This window comes from Rhizobium sp. NXC14 (assembly GCF_002117485.1).
Taxonomy (GTDB): domain Bacteria; phylum Pseudomonadota; class Alphaproteobacteria; order Rhizobiales; family Rhizobiaceae; genus Rhizobium.
Map to the genome: position 1 here is coordinate 3,466,034 of NZ_CP021030.1, position 13,203 is coordinate 3,479,236.

The following is a 13,203-nucleotide window of genomic DNA, read 5'->3' on the forward strand; positions in this document are numbered from 1 at the left end:
CTGAGATGACATAACGTGCCCTTTTCCGCGTCCGAAGCGGTCCGCCATCTAGAACATATCATTCGATTGACTTACTACAGCTTCGGTGTTATGAATCCGTCATGACCCAGAACAGTGACACTCCAAATCCCCCGGCCTCCGCCCGCGCCGAGATCGCGCGCCAGAAGATGCTGACCGCTGCTCTCGATGTCTTCGGGCGCTACGGTTTCGATGGCGCCTCGACGCGCCAGCTGACTGAAGCCGCCGGCGTCAACCTGCAGGCGATCCCCTATTATTTCGGCAGCAAGGAAGGCCTCTACATCGCCACCGCCGAATATCTGATGATGAGGATCGATGCGCATGTCAGCGGCATGAGGGCGCGCATCGGAGCGCATCTGGTGGCGCTCGACGCGGCCGGCGAGCCGCTCGGCGAAGCCGACGCCCGCCTTTTCCTGACTGAAGTTCTCCAGACCATGGTGACGCTCTTCGTCGCCAAGGAATCGGAACCCTGGGCCCGATTCCTCATCCGCGAGCAGATGGAGCCGACGGAAGCTTTCAAGCGGGTCTATCGAGGCATCATGAGGCCGATGATCGAAATGGGTCGGCGCCTGGTCGGCGCCATTCTCGGCGAGGATCCTGCGTCCGAACATGTGCGTCTGCGCACTTTCAACCTCGTCGGCAGCATCCTCATCTTCCGCTTCGCCCATGCCTCCGTACTCGCGCAGATGGAATGGGACGCCTTCGGCCCGGAACAGGTGGAAATCCTGCGCGGCCTTGCTGCCGAACTGGTCGATGTCATCGGCCCGCCGAAAAGAGGCGCAGCATGAAACGCATCCTTCTCCTCGTGATTCTTCTCCTCCTTGCCGCAGGTGCCGCCGCCTGGTGGTACGGCCTGCCCGAAAGGCTCGGCTGGCTGCCCGAGGCGCGTCGCGAATTCGTCCTTTACGGCAATGTCGATATCCGTCAGGTCTCGCTCGGCTTCCGCGTCAGCGGCCGCCTCTCCGAACTGCGCGTCGACGAGGGCGATGTCGTCAAGAGCGGCACGGTCCTGGCGAAGCTCGACGCTGCGCCCTATGAATTCGCCGTCCGCTCCGGCGAGGCCAATGCCGCGGCTCTTCGCGCGACGCTCGACAAGCTGAAGGCTGGCCCGCGGTCGACCGAGATCGCTCAGGCGCGAGCTGCCTACGACGAAAGCCTGGCGGATCTGCAGAATGCCAATCTCGCTTACGACCGCGCCCGCCAGCTTCGCCCGCAGGGCACGATTTCCGAAGCGAACCTCGACCAGGCGACCGCCGCAAAGGCGATGGCCGCCGCCCGCTCGCAATCCGCCATCGAGGCGCTGAAGCTGCTGCAGGAAGGCTCGCGCGTCGAGGACATCGCCGCCGCCGACGCCCAGCTGAAGGCCGCCGAGGCCACCCTCGCCTCAGCTCGAACCTCGCTCGCAGATACCGAACTGCGCGCTCCGAACGACGGCGTCATCCTCTCGCGGGTGCGGGAGAATGGCGCGATCGTCTCGCCGGCCGATACCGTCTTCGTGCTCTCCCTGACAGAGCCGGTCTGGGTGCGCAGCTATGTCGCCGAACCCGATCTCGGCCGCGTCCACCCCGGCATGAAAGTATCCGTCACCTCCGATACCCAGCCGGATAGACCCTATGAAGGCACCATCGGCTTCATCTCGCCGGTCGCCGAATTCACGCCGAAGTCGGTGGAGACGCCTGAACTGAGGACCGATCTCGTCTATCGCCTGAGGATCGTCATCGACAGGCCCGGCCCCGACCTGCGGCAGGGGATGCCGGTCACCGTGCGGCTGTCCGCGCCGCCGACAGGCGGACAATGACTGCCCCAGAACCCGGTCGGGACGCCAGGCCGCTCGTTCGGATCGACGGCGTTACCAAACGCTTCGGCGATGCGCCTGCAGCCCTTAACGCCGTCTCCGGCGTCATCGGCGGCGGCGCGATCACCGGCCTCGTTGGTCCCGACGGCGCCGGCAAGACGACGCTGATCCGGCTGATGACCGGCCTGATGCTGCCCGACGCCGGAACGATGGAAGTGCTGGGCTTCGACACCAGAAAGAACGCCGCCGGCATTCAGACGGCGATCGGCTACATGCCGCAGCGCTTCGGTCTTTATGAGGATCTCTCGGTGCAGGAAAACCTCGACCTCTATGCCGATTTGCGCGGCCTGCCGAAGAGCGAACGCACCGGCGCCTTCGACGAGCTGCTGACCTTCACCGACCTTAAACGCTTCACCGGCAGGCTCGCTGGAAAGCTCTCCGGCGGCATGAAACAGAAGCTCGGCCTTGCCTGCGCGCTTCTGAAAAAGCCGCGCCTGCTGCTGCTCGACGAACCGGGCGTCGGCGTCGACCCGATCTCGCGCCGCGACCTCTGGAAGATGGTCGAGAACCTGACTAGGGAAGGCATAGGCGTGGTCTGGTCGACCGCCTATCTCGATGAGGCCGAAGCCTGCGACCACGTGCTGCTCTTGAACCAGGGAAAACTGCTCTTCTCGGGAAAACCGAATGAAATGACCGAGCGCGTCCGCGACCGCGTCTTCCGGGTCTCCGATGTCACCGGCCGCCATCGGCAGGTTCTCGCCGAACTCCTGCAGGCCGATGGCGTCATCGACGGGGTGATTCAGGGCGAGGCGATCCGCCTCGTCGCGGCCAGCGGCAAGACCCCCGATATCGGCAAGGCCGGCGACGGCGCATCGCTTTCCCCCGCCCCACCGCGTTTCGAGGACGCTTTCGTCGATATGCTCGGCGGCGGCCCCCGCGGCCGCTCCCGGCTTGCCGAAGCGCAAGAGCCGCTGAAAGCCGAGGGTGACCGGCCGGTGATCGAGGCCAGGGGCCTGACCAAGCGCTTCGGCGATTTCACCGCCGCTGACGACATCAGCTTCGATATCCGCCGCGGCGAGATCTTCGGCCTGCTCGGTCCGAACGGCGCCGGCAAGTCCACCACCTTCAAGATGCTCTGCGGCCTGTTGAAGCCGACCGGCGGCGAAGGCCGCGTCGCCGGTTTCGATCTCCGTCGCGATGCCGCCGAAGCACGCAACCAACTCGGCTATATGGCGCAGAAATTCTCTCTCTACGGCGATCTTACAGTCATGCAGAACCTGGAATTCTTCGCAGGCGTCTATGGCCTTCGCGGCCAGCGCAGGCGCGAGCGCATAGAGCTGATGGCCGACATTTTCGATTTCGGCCGCCATGCCCGCGACGCCGCCAAGGATCTGCCGCTCGGGCTCAAGCAACGCCTGGCACTTGCCTGCGCCGTCATGCACGAACCGCGCGCCCTCTTCCTCGATGAACCGACCTCCGGCGTCGATCCGATCACTCGCCGCGAGTTTTGGACGCATATCAATGGCCTGGTCGAAAAGGGTGTCACCGTGCTCGTCACCACCCATTTCATGGACGAGGCGGAATATTGCGACCGCATTTCGCTGATCTACCGCGGCCGTTCGATCGCGCTCGGTTCTCCCGATGAGTTGAAGGCACGTGTCGCGACAAAGGATGCGCCGGACCCGACGATGGAGGACGCCTTCATCGCGCTGGTGCAGCAATCGGAAGCGGAGGATGCAGCATGAGCATTTCCTCCCGCCGGCTCCGGCGTCTTGCAGCTCTGGTGCGCAAGGAAAGCTTCCAGGCGATCCGCGACCCGAGCAGCATCCTCATCGCCTTCGTACTGCCGCTGATCCTGCTCTTCCTCTTCGGCTACGGCGTCTCGCTCGATACAACGCGTACCCGCATAGGCCTCGTGACCGAGGAGATGACGCCGCTGACGCAGGACCTCGCGGCCAGCTTCCGGGCCTCGCGCTATTTCGACGTGGCGATCAGCCGTGACCGCCGCCTGTTCGAAGAAGATCTCGTGATCGGGAAGGTGCGCGGCATCGTCGTCATCCCGGCCAATTTCACCACCCGTTATACCGCCGGCAACCGCCCGCAGGTCCAGGTGATTGTCGACGGCTCCGATCCGAACACGGCGAACTTCGTCCAGAACTATGCGCAGGGCGCCGTTGCCAACTGGGAACAGCAGAGGCAGGCGGACGTCGCCTCCCACAGTCCCGCCATCACAGTCGAGCAGCGCTTCTGGTTCAATCCGGAGCTGACCAGCCGCAATTTCCTCGTGCCGGGCTCGATCGCCATCGTCATGACGCTGGTCGGCACGCTGCTGACCTCACTCGTCGTCGCCCGCGAATGGGAGCGCGGGACGATGGAAGCAATGATGGCGACCCCGGTGACGGCCGTCGAGCTGCTTGCCGGCAAGATCCTGCCTTATTTTCTGCTCGGCTTGACGTCGATGACGCTCTGCGTTCTGCTTGCGGTCTTTCTCTTCGGCGTGCCGTTCCGCGGCTCGGTCGCTGGCCTTTATGCCCTGTCGGCCGCCTTCCTGATCCCGGCGCTGGGGCAAGGCCTGTTGATCTCGACGGCAACCAAGAACCAGTTTCTCGCCTCGCAGCTGGCGCTGATCTCCGCCTTCCTGCCGGCCTTCCTGCTTTCGGGCTTCCTGTTCGAGATCAATTCCATGCCCAGGATCATCAAGTGGATCACCTTCATCGTGCCGGCCCGCTACTTGATCCCCAGCCTGCAGACGGTGTTTCTCGCTGGCGACATCTGGCCGATGTTCGGACAGGCAATCTCGGTCATGCTGCTGATCGGCGGCGTCATGTTCGTCCTGGCCGCACGCAGCACCAGAAAGAGGATCGGCTGAGATGGGATGGACAAGGCTCTACGCCCTCATCGTCAAGGAATTGCTCGCCGTGCTGCGCGACCCCAAGGGACGCGCCATCTTGATCGGCCCGCCGGTCGTCCAGCTCCTCGTCTTCTCCTATGCGGCGACGCTCGAAGTGCGCAATGTGGACGTCATGATCCTCAACCGCGACAACGGCCATTGGGGCCAGGAGCTGATCGAGCGTATCGATGGCTCGCCGACCTTCCGCAATATCGGGATCGCCGCCGAACAGGCTGAGGTCCAGGTGGCGATAGACAATCAGACGGTCATCGCCGCGATCGAAATCGGCCCGGATTTCTCCCGCAATATCGAAGCGGGAACGCCGACCGACCTGCAGGTGGTGCTCGACGGCCGCCGCTCCAACGCCTCGCAGATCGTCGCGGGCTACCTCTCGCAGATCGGTGCGGCGCTTGCTGCCGAGACGCCGGCCGGCAAACGCGCCGGCGCCAGCACCGTCTCATTCGTGCCGCGCAACTGGTTTAACCCGAACCTCACCTATCAATGGTTCATGGTGCCGAACCTGATCGCCAGCATCGCGCTCCTGATCGGCCTGATCGTCACGGCACTGTCGATCGCCCGCGAGCGCGAGCTCGGCACCTTCGATCAGCTGATGGTCTCCCCGTTGCGCCTGCACGAGATCCTGATCGGCAAGCTGATCCCGCCGATGATGATCGGTCTCTTCCATATAACCGTCTATATCCTCGCAGCCGTCTTCCTCTTCGAGGTGCCGCTGCGCGGCTCGCTCTTCCTGCTTTACGGCAGCGCGATCTTCTATCTCGGTTCTGTGGCCGGCCTCGGTCTTTTCATCTCGGCGCTGTCGATGACGCAGCAGCAGGCGATCCTTGGCGCCTTCCTGTTCATGGTCCCGGCCATGCTGCTCTCGGGCTTCGCGACCCCGATCGAAAACATGCCGGGTTGGCTGCAGCCGATAACCTACGTCAATCCGCTGCGCTATTTCCTGGTGATCGTCAAAGGCGTATTCCTCAAGGATATCCCTTTGAGCGAGGTGGTGAACCAGACCATCCCACTGGCGCTGATCGCTACAGTGACGCTCAGCGCCGCTGCCTGGCTCTTCCGCCGGCGCCTGGAATAACCCCGTCCCACACATGCAGCGGCCGCCTCACAGAATGTAAACACGCCTTCCAAAGCGTGACTCTTTGCTGCGGGAACCTCGATTTGGCGACGTCGTTAGTCGAGTGCAACCCCAGCAAAGGAGAAGCAAAATGTACAAGATCATACTTGTCTCCGGCGCCCTTGCGCTGTCGTCGCTTGCCACCAACGCTCTGGCTGACGGAGCAGTCACCGGTGCAGCTGGTGGCGCTATCACCGGCGCGATCGTCGGTGGTCCTGTGGGTGCCGCAGTAGGCGGCATCGCCGGCGGTGTCGCCGGTGCCGCTATTGACCCGCCGCCGCGCGAGGTCGTCACCTATGTCGAGCAGCAGCCGGCCCCGACCTCCCGCGTGGTCGTTGAACAGCCGATCGTCGTCGGCAAGCCGCTTCCGGCGGATGTCGTCGTCACTCCGGTGCCCGACAACCCCAAATACGCCTATACGGTCGTCAACGATCGTCGTGTGATCGTTGAACCCCGCACCCATAGAGTCGTGCAGGTCATCGAATAATCAAGCGATCGAGACCGCCTGCTGCGGCTCGACTACCTCCGGCCCCGCTTCGGCGGGGCTTTTTTCTACGATTGCACCAACAATCAATCGGCGCGCGATAGCACGGCAAACCGCCGTCTGAACGGCGGCTTCCATATCCCAAGCGGAGATCAGACTTTCAGCTCGCGCCGGTCGCGCTCCGTCACCATGGCGAGATCGAGGACCTTCTGCAGGTTGGCGGCGTGGCGGAAGTTCGGGTCGGGCTGGATGCCGCTTGCCACCGCTTCGGCGAAGCGCTGGTAGTTGGTTGGCACCGGCGGCGCTTCGATCTCCTTCCAGCTGGCGGTCTCGGCATCCTCTCCGAGGCAGCCGCGCAACTCGGACCCAGCCGGGCGATTGATGACTTCAAGGCTGCCTTTTTCGCCATAGATGCGCAGCTTAAGCTCATTCAGATGGCCCGTCGCCCAGCGGCTGGCATGGATGACGCCGAGCGCGCCGTTGGCGAAATCGACGGCCATGGTAAAGCTGTCATTCGCGTCGAGCATATACTCGCCGATCTGGCCGCCCGGCGCCTTGTTGAAGGTTTTCAGCCGGGCAAAGACGTGGTCGATGTCGGTCGCGGCGCCGTAAGCAGCGAAATCGAGGATGTGGATGCCGACGTCGCCGAGCACCCCGTTCGAGCCGTGGCCGGTGGAAAGCCGCCACAGCCAGGTCGATTCGGTACGCCAGTCGCCCCAGGCGCGCGAGACGAGCCAGCTCTGGAGATAGGAGGCCTCCACATGCTTGATCGTGCCGAGTTCGCCTGATAGCACCATCTCGCGGGCACGTTGCAGCGGCGCAACGTTGCGATAGGTGAGGTTCACCATGTTGATGACACCGGCCTTTTCGGCCGCTTCCGTCATCTCCAGCGCCTTAGGATAGTTTTCCGCCAACGGCTTCTCGCAGAGCACATGTTTGCCGGCCGCAATCAGCGCCATGGTGGTCGGGTGATGGATGCGATCGGGCGTGATGTTCGTCGCCGCATCGAACTCGCCCCAGGCGATCGCCTCATCCAACGAATGAAACCGCTTTTCGATATTGAACTTGTCGGCAAAGGCGGAAAGCCGGTCGGGATCGGTGTCGACGGCGCCAACCACCGTCACCCCGTCGATTTTGCTGAAGTGGGTGAGCTGGCTTTTCGCCATCACGCCCGTGCCAAGAACGAGTAGTCGCATGGATGCTCCTCAGCGGTAACCGGCTTCGCCGGCCTGGTGCAGTTTCGGGCCGCGTTCGACGATCGGCTCCAATGCCTTTTCCACCGGCACATTTGGAGCGTCGGCAATGCCAGTCAACGCGCCTTCAGGGTTGTAGGCCCACTTGACGCCGTTGATCAGCACCTTCTGGACGGTGGCGTCGTGATAGGTGGGATAGGTCTCATGGCCGGGGCGGAAATAGAAGATGTTGCCGGCGCCGCGGCGCCAGGTCAGGCCCGAGCGGAACACTTCGCCGCCCTGGAACCAGGAGATGAACACGGTTTCGAGCGGCTCCGGCACCGAAAACTGCTCGCCATACATTTCCTCGTTCTCCAGCTCGAAATGCTCGCCGATGCCGGCGGCGATCGGATGGCGCGGGTTGATCGTCCACAGCCGCTCGCGCTCACCCGCCTCGCGCCATTTCAGCGCGCAGGGTGTTCCCATCAGCCGCTTGAAGATCTTCGAGAAATGGCCGGAATGCAGCACGAGAAGGCCCATGCCTTCCCAGACGCGTTTGGCGACGCGCTCGACGACGACGTCTGACACCGCGCCGTGATCCTTGTGGCCCCACCAGGTCAAGACATCGGTTTCGGCAAGCCGGGCTTCGCTCAGCCCATGCTCCGGCTCCTGCAGCGTCGCCGTCGTCGCCGAGATGCCAGGATCGGTATTCAGCGCATTGGCGATCGTCATATGCATGCCTTCCGGATAGATGCCCCGGACGATCGCATTGGTATTCTCGTGAATGTTTTCACCCCACACAACGGTGCGTATGGCCATGCTGTGCTCCTCTGGAAGCTGGAAGGATCGTTTAGGCGGGAAAGGCAGAATTCAAAGCGCTTTGGAAAAAGGCGCTGGGTGCGCCTCGATCTCCATAACGTCCGAGCAACACATAACGCTTTGTCAGAAGTTTGACAAAGGGGAAATTTTCTCTCGTGAGACTCCGGAGAGCCTTCTGAGATATAACAATGAAATCAATGAGAAACGGATTTCGAGAACAGATTGACGACGATGACGCCCGATATGATCAGCCCGAGGCCGACAATGGCCGGCAGGTCGAGGCGCTGCTTGAAAAAGATCAGGCCGACCGACGAAATCAGCACGATTCCCAAAGCGCTCCAAATCGCATAGGCGATGCCGACGGGAATGCTCTTCAGCGTCAAGGACAGGCAATAGAAGGCCGCCGCATAACAGGCGACGACAAGCGCCGTCGGCCCGATGCGGGTAAACTGCTGCGACAATTGCAGCGCCGTAGTGCCGATGACTTCGAGCACGACGGCTGCAAAGAGCAGCCCGTAGATGGCGGCCTGGCTCATGACGAATTCCTTTTTCGGATTACTTTCCCGTGAGCTCGACAAGACGGCTGATGAGATTCCGCCTCAGGGCACTGCTGATGTCATGGCTCTCCAACGTGTCGGCAAACCACAGCCCATCGGCGGCGAACCGCACGATCTGAGCATCGAGCGAGGAGTCGGTGCCGACATATTCCTCAGCCCGCGCCTGCACCCATTGGCGCCAGCGAAGGCGCAGCCTGGGTTCGGCGAGAAGCGCGATCGTCACCTGCGTCCAGCTCCTGGAATCGTCGGGACGATCCTTGAGACCGGAGACCGCCCTGAGATAGGCCCGGGTGAAGCGTCCCTGCGGCACGGGATCGCCGCGCATCAGTTCCTCGATATCCGCATCGAACCTTTCGAGCAGGCTCTCGAACAGCGCGTCGAGCAGCGCATTCTTCGTCGGGAAGTGATGCAGCAATCCGCCCTTGCTGACGCTGGAGGCGGCGGAGACCGCATCGAGTGTCACGGCCGCCATGCCTTCGCTGGCGGCAAGGCGCGCTGCGACCTCCAGCAATTCCTGGCGCACGAGAGCCGGTTGTTTCTTGCGGTGATGAGCGTTTGACATGCGTCATAAAGATACCGTCCAGACGGTTTTGTCAAGGAGAATCGCTGCAAACCCCTGGCCCCAGGCATCATGCGCGAAATGCCGCGGCACCTTGATGACAGTTGTGGTTGTTTTCCATCAGGTGCATGAAGGATCGGGAGTAGAATGATATCGGGGAATGGTTTCGTGACGGAGAAGGTCACCACTCTATACGAAGCGATCGGCGGCAATGCCGCCGTACGGGCGCTGACGCACCGCTTCTATGCGCTGATGGATACGCTGCCGGAGGCAAAAAACGTGCGTGCCGTACACCCGCCGAGCCTCGAAGGCAGCGAAGAGAAATTCTACGAATATATGACCGGCTATCTCGGCGGCCCGCCGCTCTATATCGACAAGCGCGGCCATCCGCGCCTGCGCAGCCGCCATTTCGTTGCCGAAATCGGGCCTATCGAACGGGACGAATGGCTGCTCTGCTTCCGCCGCGCGCTCGACGAGACGATCGCAAGTCAGGCGCTGCGCGATCTCATCTGGGCGCCGGTCGAGCGCCTTGCCTATCATATGCAGAACAAGGAATAGTCATGAGCCTGAACGCGCGCATCGAGCCGGTGCTCTATCTCTTCGCCGGCTTGTTCGGCGTGGCCGGCGTGGCGCTCGCCGCGCTTGCCGCCCATGGCGGCGGTGAGGCCAACCTTGCGGCATCCGCCTCCGCCATGTGCCTTGCACACGCCCCTGCCCTGCTCGCTTTGGCCCTCGGCACCGCCAAGCTCAAAACCGCCTGGCTCGCCGGTTTTCTGATGATCGTGGGAACCCTGCTCTTTGCCGGCGATCTTGTTACGCTCCGCTTCTCCGGCTCCGGCCTCTTCCCCTACGCCGCGCCGACCGGCGGCTGGGCGATGATGCTCGGCTGGCTGGCTGTGGCGGCAGGTGCTGTCTTTCGCGTGCGGTTTTAGGGGCTTGGAAAACTCGGCCGCTTGTCTATGAGGGTACGTTGCAGCAGAGTATCCATCCGCAAACTGAGCGGCTGATGGGAGTCCGCTGCCCTCTCTTCCCTGTGCTCGTCACAGGGATCCAGCGCGCCCAAGTCCTTGGGCGCGGGAGACTCTCTTCAGGCCCTACGGGTCATTCACGGGACGGACGCGCCGTGGCTGGATTCCTGTGACGGGCACAGGAATGAGCGTGGGGAACGCCTCGCCTTCCACTCGTAAAAACTGCCATCAAATCCCGTCGACCACATTAAAACCCTCAAAAACCGGCGGACCCTTATACATCGCCTTGCGGTCTCCGGCATTGCGGTGCGCCGCGCGAAAATTCTCGGACTTCGTCCAGTTCTGAAAATCCTCTTCGCTCTTCCAGACCGTGTGCGAGGAATAGAGCGTATACTCCTCTTCTTCATTGACCTTGCCACGCAGCAGGCGGAATTCGACGAGGCCGGGCACCGCGGCCAGGCTGGAATCGCGATTGCGCCAGACCGTCTCGAAATCGCCCTCGGTTCCGGTTACCACCTTGAAGCGATTCATTGCGATATACATGAAGTCTCCTTACGCCTTCCTCTTGGCGGCCCTTACAGCAGGCGAGGGAAAGGCGAGAATATTATTGCCATTTGCCGCCGCCGCGCCAAGCGGTCTTGTCGCCGCTTCCCCGGGCATTCGCGCCTCCCAGATCGGGAACAGCGTCACATTCTGGTAGATCTGCCGGCGTTCGGCATACTGCTGAAAAAGCTCGTAAAGCTCGGGCACGAGGCCGCCACCGCTCTGCGCGGCGAGCTTGTGCAGGCCGATCATGGTCAAGCCGTCGGGGCACTTGTCGTTCATCGGGAATTGTCTCGTTCGTTCATCGTCTGCAGCGCACGTTCCAGGCTGGACTTGCTGCCGTTTCGAAGCGGGATGAAGGCCTTGCTGAACTTCTTGCAGCCGGTCTTCACGCGCAGGCAGGCATCATGGCTGATACAGTCGATGGGGCAGAACACGCAATCAACAGAGGGAAGCAAGGTGTCGATGCGCGAAACCGCCTCGCGCAGGCCGCCATCGTGATGAATGAGTTCGGCGCCGAAATTGCTGGCGATCTGGCGCAGATGCGCCACTTGGCAGTCGCGCCCGCCGACATAAAGGAAACTGCGGCCATCCAGTTTGGTTCGTCCGTTGGATGCCTGGCCGGCCTCCTCGCCCGCACTGTCGCGGACCTCCCGGTTCGATCCCTTCTTGCCCTTGCGAGCCATATGCCACCCGTTCGCTCGTTGATCGTCACACGATTCCTGCGTGTGCGGATGGACCTTACTAAACTTGATTTTTGCAGTAAAGTATAAAGTTGATTATCTTTATCATATTATCTCGTGACCTGGACCTCCTGGGAAAAGGTCCAGCTAGCCTTCCCCCATTCGGAAGGCAGAGGTGGGAACGGCGCCGCGCGCCGCACACCATCCAAAACAGCTTTATCCAACTCCGCAACACCCGAACTGCGAGCAACGGAAACCGATGCCACCCTACCGGTCCCGTTAATCGTCAATTGAACCCTGACGGTGATACTACCGCCCTTGTTCTTGTATTCATTGGGTACGCGAACAGCGCGCCGGATCCGCTTCTGTACCTTGCCCGGGTAGTTGGCTACGGCCGTGCTTCCCACTCCATCACTTCCGCCCGTCGCGGTTGATGTTCCATCAATTTCCGGCCCGTTCTGACCGCTGACCACGCCCCTCGTCCGGTCTTCACGATCTAAGCCCTTGTCCCCACCCGCAGGTTTTGCCTTCTTATGGAGCTGTTTCTTTTTGACCGGTTTCGGCTTGTCAGCCTTTGGCTTCGGTTTTGTCACCGGCTTTTCTTCAGGCTCCGGCGAGGTCTCTGCAGTCTCGACAGGTTTTATTTCTTCCGGCGGAACTTCGGTGGGCTGTAGCGCCATTGGCGCTATCTCTGCCGGTACTAATGCCCGCTGGGCTTCAGGCGTCGGCTGTTCGGGCAAGAGCGTCGCCGTCGGCTGAATGACGGAAGATTCTGCAGGACTCTCGGAGACAAGCACCTCTGGCTCGGCGGCAACAACGGTCTTAGGGGAAACGTGCGTAACGTCCTGCACCGGCGGCACGGACTCCGTCGTTGCGGTTTCTACTGGCTGGATCTGCTCCGGCGGCACGGCCGCAGCATTTAGCTCAGTGGCCTCTTCCGATTGAACTGTAGTCGGTTCAACTTCTTCCGCCGCAACTTGCTCAGGCTGCCGTTCTAATTCCGGATCACCCGCCGATGTCTGGTTAACGTCAGAATCGCCATAAACGACGACGCTGACAGCTTCACCAGCGTCTTCGATTGCTTCGTCCGGGGGTCGTGACACAAATAAGCTGAGAGCAACCACCAAACCTGCGTGAAAAAGGAACGAACCGGCACACGTCAGCGCCACCCGCTGCCGCACCGGCTTCTGCTCGTCTTCCTGCTTCTCCACCGCCGCATCCATTGGCGGCGCAGAAGCGGGAGCGGCCGGTTCGGCTTCCGGATGGTCGGGAAAGGAAGAGATCTGTGCAAAACGTGTGTAATGGATGACCGTCTCCCCCGCCGGCTGCCGCTGCGCGTTTCGCAGTTCGGGAAGTTCGTGGCCGGGGTGCATGCCGGGCGTGTTGTCATTCAGGCTGGTGTCGGCGTCCGCCTCCCCGATGAGCACGTGTCTCGATTTGGATTTCGCTGAAATCGCCATTCTTTACGCCTCGGACAGCCGGAAACAAGTCCGCCGGGGTTCATGCCCGGCGTCTTCTTGAGCAATTCCAGCAAAAGTGCGCAGCGGTTTTGCGTCCGGAATTGCGTAAAACCAAAGAGTTAG

General features: G+C 62.0%; 16 protein-coding genes. 8 read left to right on the plus strand and 8 right to left on the minus strand.

Going from position 1 to position 13,203, the window contains the following annotated elements; genetic code table 11:
* The first annotated feature begins 101 nt into the window (after nt 1-101).
* The 6 genes from NXC14_RS17015 (at nt 102) to NXC14_RS17040 (ending at nt 6,322) form a co-directional block, all read left to right on the plus strand.
* A complete protein-coding gene (locus NXC14_RS17015; RefSeq protein WP_085779138.1) occupies nt 102-806 on the plus strand; it encodes a CerR family C-terminal domain-containing protein in 705 nt (234 codons plus the stop codon).
* The gene (hlyD, locus tag NXC14_RS17020; RefSeq protein ID WP_085779139.1) at nt 803-1,816 is read left to right on the plus strand and encodes a secretion protein HlyD; all 1,014 of its coding nucleotides are present in this window, start codon (nt 803-805) and stop codon (nt 1,814-1,816) included. The genes NXC14_RS17015 and hlyD overlap by 4 nt, the downstream gene beginning before the upstream one ends.
* Nucleotides 1,813-3,558: an ATP-binding cassette domain-containing protein gene (locus NXC14_RS17025; RefSeq protein WP_085779140.1), complete on the plus strand. Its 1,746-nt coding sequence runs from the start codon at nt 1,813-1,815 to the stop codon at nt 3,556-3,558. Before hlyD ends, NXC14_RS17025 begins: the two co-directional genes overlap by 4 nt.
* A complete protein-coding gene (locus tag NXC14_RS17030; protein WP_085779141.1) occupies nt 3,555-4,682 on the plus strand; it encodes an ABC transporter permease in 1,128 nt (375 codons plus the stop codon). The genes NXC14_RS17025 and NXC14_RS17030 overlap by 4 nt, the downstream gene beginning before the upstream one ends.
* Nucleotide 4,683: 1 nt before the next feature.
* Nucleotides 4,684-5,796 (plus strand): ABC transporter permease, encoded by a 1,113-nt coding sequence (locus NXC14_RS17035; protein ID WP_085779142.1) that lies wholly within the window; start codon nt 4,684-4,686, stop codon nt 5,794-5,796.
* Between the two features lie 130 nt (nt 5,797-5,926).
* Complete coding sequence (locus NXC14_RS17040) at nt 5,927-6,322, plus strand: DUF1236 domain-containing protein (RefSeq protein WP_064705948.1); 396 nt, start codon at nt 5,927-5,929, stop codon at nt 6,320-6,322.
* 149 nt (nt 6,323-6,471) lie between these two features.
* Here the strand turns inward: NXC14_RS17040 and NXC14_RS17045 are convergent, their stop codons facing one another.
* The 4 genes from NXC14_RS17045 to NXC14_RS17060 all read right to left on the minus strand — a co-directional run bounded on the left by NXC14_RS17045 (nt 6,472) and on the right by NXC14_RS17060 (nt 9,429).
* Complete coding sequence (locus tag NXC14_RS17045; RefSeq protein WP_085779143.1) at nt 6,472-7,515, minus strand: Gfo/Idh/MocA family oxidoreductase; 1,044 nt, start codon at nt 7,513-7,515, stop codon at nt 6,472-6,474.
* 9 nt (nt 7,516-7,524) lie between these two features.
* Entirely contained in the window at nt 7,525-8,310 is a 786-nt protein-coding gene (locus NXC14_RS17050) for a ThuA domain-containing protein (RefSeq protein ID WP_085779144.1), read from the minus strand.
* Nucleotides 8,311-8,504: 194 nt separating this feature from the next.
* Nucleotides 8,505-8,846, minus strand: a complete 342-nt coding sequence (locus tag NXC14_RS17055) for an SMR family transporter (RefSeq protein ID WP_085779145.1) — start codon at nt 8,844-8,846, stop codon at nt 8,505-8,507.
* Between the two features lie 19 nt (nt 8,847-8,865).
* Nucleotides 8,866-9,429, minus strand: a complete 564-nt coding sequence (locus tag NXC14_RS17060; RefSeq protein WP_085779146.1) for a TetR/AcrR family transcriptional regulator — start codon at nt 9,427-9,429, stop codon at nt 8,866-8,868.
* Between the two features lie 165 nt (nt 9,430-9,594).
* Between NXC14_RS17060 and NXC14_RS17065 the strand changes: the two genes are divergently transcribed.
* Both NXC14_RS17065 and NXC14_RS17070 read left to right on the plus strand, forming a co-directional pair.
* Nucleotides 9,595-9,984 carry a group II truncated hemoglobin gene (locus tag NXC14_RS17065; RefSeq protein ID WP_085780162.1) on the plus strand — a complete coding sequence of 130 codons (390 nt, stop codon included), beginning with the start codon at nt 9,595-9,597 and terminating at the stop codon, nt 9,982-9,984.
* 2 nt (nt 9,985-9,986) lie between these two features.
* The gene (locus tag NXC14_RS17070; RefSeq protein ID WP_085779147.1) at nt 9,987-10,358 is read left to right on the plus strand and encodes a DUF423 domain-containing protein; all 372 of its coding nucleotides are present in this window, start codon (nt 9,987-9,989) and stop codon (nt 10,356-10,358) included.
* 264 nt (nt 10,359-10,622) lie between these two features.
* Here the strand turns inward: NXC14_RS17070 and NXC14_RS17080 are convergent, their stop codons facing one another.
* The 4 genes from NXC14_RS17080 to NXC14_RS17095 all read right to left on the minus strand — a co-directional run bounded on the left by NXC14_RS17080 (nt 10,623) and on the right by NXC14_RS17095 (nt 13,080).
* Nucleotides 10,623-10,937: an antibiotic biosynthesis monooxygenase gene (locus NXC14_RS17080; protein ID WP_085779148.1), complete on the minus strand. Its 315-nt coding sequence runs from the start codon at nt 10,935-10,937 to the stop codon at nt 10,623-10,625.
* 9 nt (nt 10,938-10,946) lie between these two features.
* Complete coding sequence (locus NXC14_RS17085) at nt 10,947-11,219, minus strand: hypothetical protein (protein ID WP_085779149.1); 273 nt, start codon at nt 11,217-11,219, stop codon at nt 10,947-10,949.
* A complete protein-coding gene (locus tag NXC14_RS17090; protein ID WP_085779150.1) occupies nt 11,216-11,623 on the minus strand; it encodes a DUF2325 domain-containing protein in 408 nt (135 codons plus the stop codon). The genes NXC14_RS17085 and NXC14_RS17090 overlap by 4 nt, the downstream gene beginning before the upstream one ends.
* A 107-nt stretch (nt 11,624-11,730) precedes the next feature.
* The gene (locus NXC14_RS17095) at nt 11,731-13,080 is read right to left on the minus strand and encodes an energy transducer TonB (RefSeq protein WP_085779151.1); all 1,350 of its coding nucleotides are present in this window, start codon (nt 13,078-13,080) and stop codon (nt 11,731-11,733) included.
* Between the last annotated feature and the right edge of the window lie 123 nt (nt 13,081-13,203).

Excerpts from the sequence above, each read along its gene's own strand:
- NXC14_RS17045 (WP_085779143.1), bottom strand. The coding sequence starts at position 7,515 with ATGCGACTACTCGTTCTTGGCACGGGCGTGATGGCGAAAAGCCAGCTC.
- hlyD (WP_085779139.1), top strand. The coding sequence starts at position 803 with ATGAAACGCATCCTTCTCCTCGTGATTCTTCTCCTCCTTGCCGCAGGT.
- NXC14_RS17095 (WP_085779151.1), bottom strand. The coding sequence starts at position 13,080 with ATGGCGATTTCAGCGAAATCCAAATCGAGACACGTGCTCATCGGGGAG.
- NXC14_RS17030 (WP_085779141.1), top strand. The coding sequence starts at position 3,555 with ATGAGCATTTCCTCCCGCCGGCTCCGGCGTCTTGCAGCTCTGGTGCGC.
- NXC14_RS17050 (WP_085779144.1), bottom strand. The coding sequence starts at position 8,310 with ATGGCCATACGCACCGTTGTGTGGGGTGAAAACATTCACGAGAATACC.
- NXC14_RS17040 (WP_064705948.1), top strand. The coding sequence starts at position 5,927 with ATGTACAAGATCATACTTGTCTCCGGCGCCCTTGCGCTGTCGTCGCTT.
- NXC14_RS17090 (WP_085779150.1), bottom strand. The coding sequence starts at position 11,623 with ATGGCTCGCAAGGGCAAGAAGGGATCGAACCGGGAGGTCCGCGACAGT.
- NXC14_RS17060 (WP_085779146.1), bottom strand. The coding sequence starts at position 9,429 with ATGTCAAACGCTCATCACCGCAAGAAACAACCGGCTCTCGTGCGCCAG.
- NXC14_RS17085 (WP_085779149.1), bottom strand. The coding sequence starts at position 11,219 with ATGAACGACAAGTGCCCCGACGGCTTGACCATGATCGGCCTGCACAAG.
- NXC14_RS17055 (WP_085779145.1), bottom strand. The coding sequence starts at position 8,846 with ATGAGCCAGGCCGCCATCTACGGGCTGCTCTTTGCAGCCGTCGTGCTC.
- NXC14_RS17035 (WP_085779142.1), top strand. The coding sequence starts at position 4,684 with ATGGGATGGACAAGGCTCTACGCCCTCATCGTCAAGGAATTGCTCGCC.
- NXC14_RS17025 (WP_085779140.1), top strand. The coding sequence starts at position 1,813 with ATGACTGCCCCAGAACCCGGTCGGGACGCCAGGCCGCTCGTTCGGATC.
- NXC14_RS17080 (WP_085779148.1), bottom strand. The coding sequence starts at position 10,937 with ATGTATATCGCAATGAATCGCTTCAAGGTGGTAACCGGAACCGAGGGC.
- NXC14_RS17070 (WP_085779147.1), top strand. The coding sequence starts at position 9,987 with ATGAGCCTGAACGCGCGCATCGAGCCGGTGCTCTATCTCTTCGCCGGC.
- NXC14_RS17015 (WP_085779138.1), top strand. The coding sequence starts at position 102 with ATGACCCAGAACAGTGACACTCCAAATCCCCCGGCCTCCGCCCGCGCC.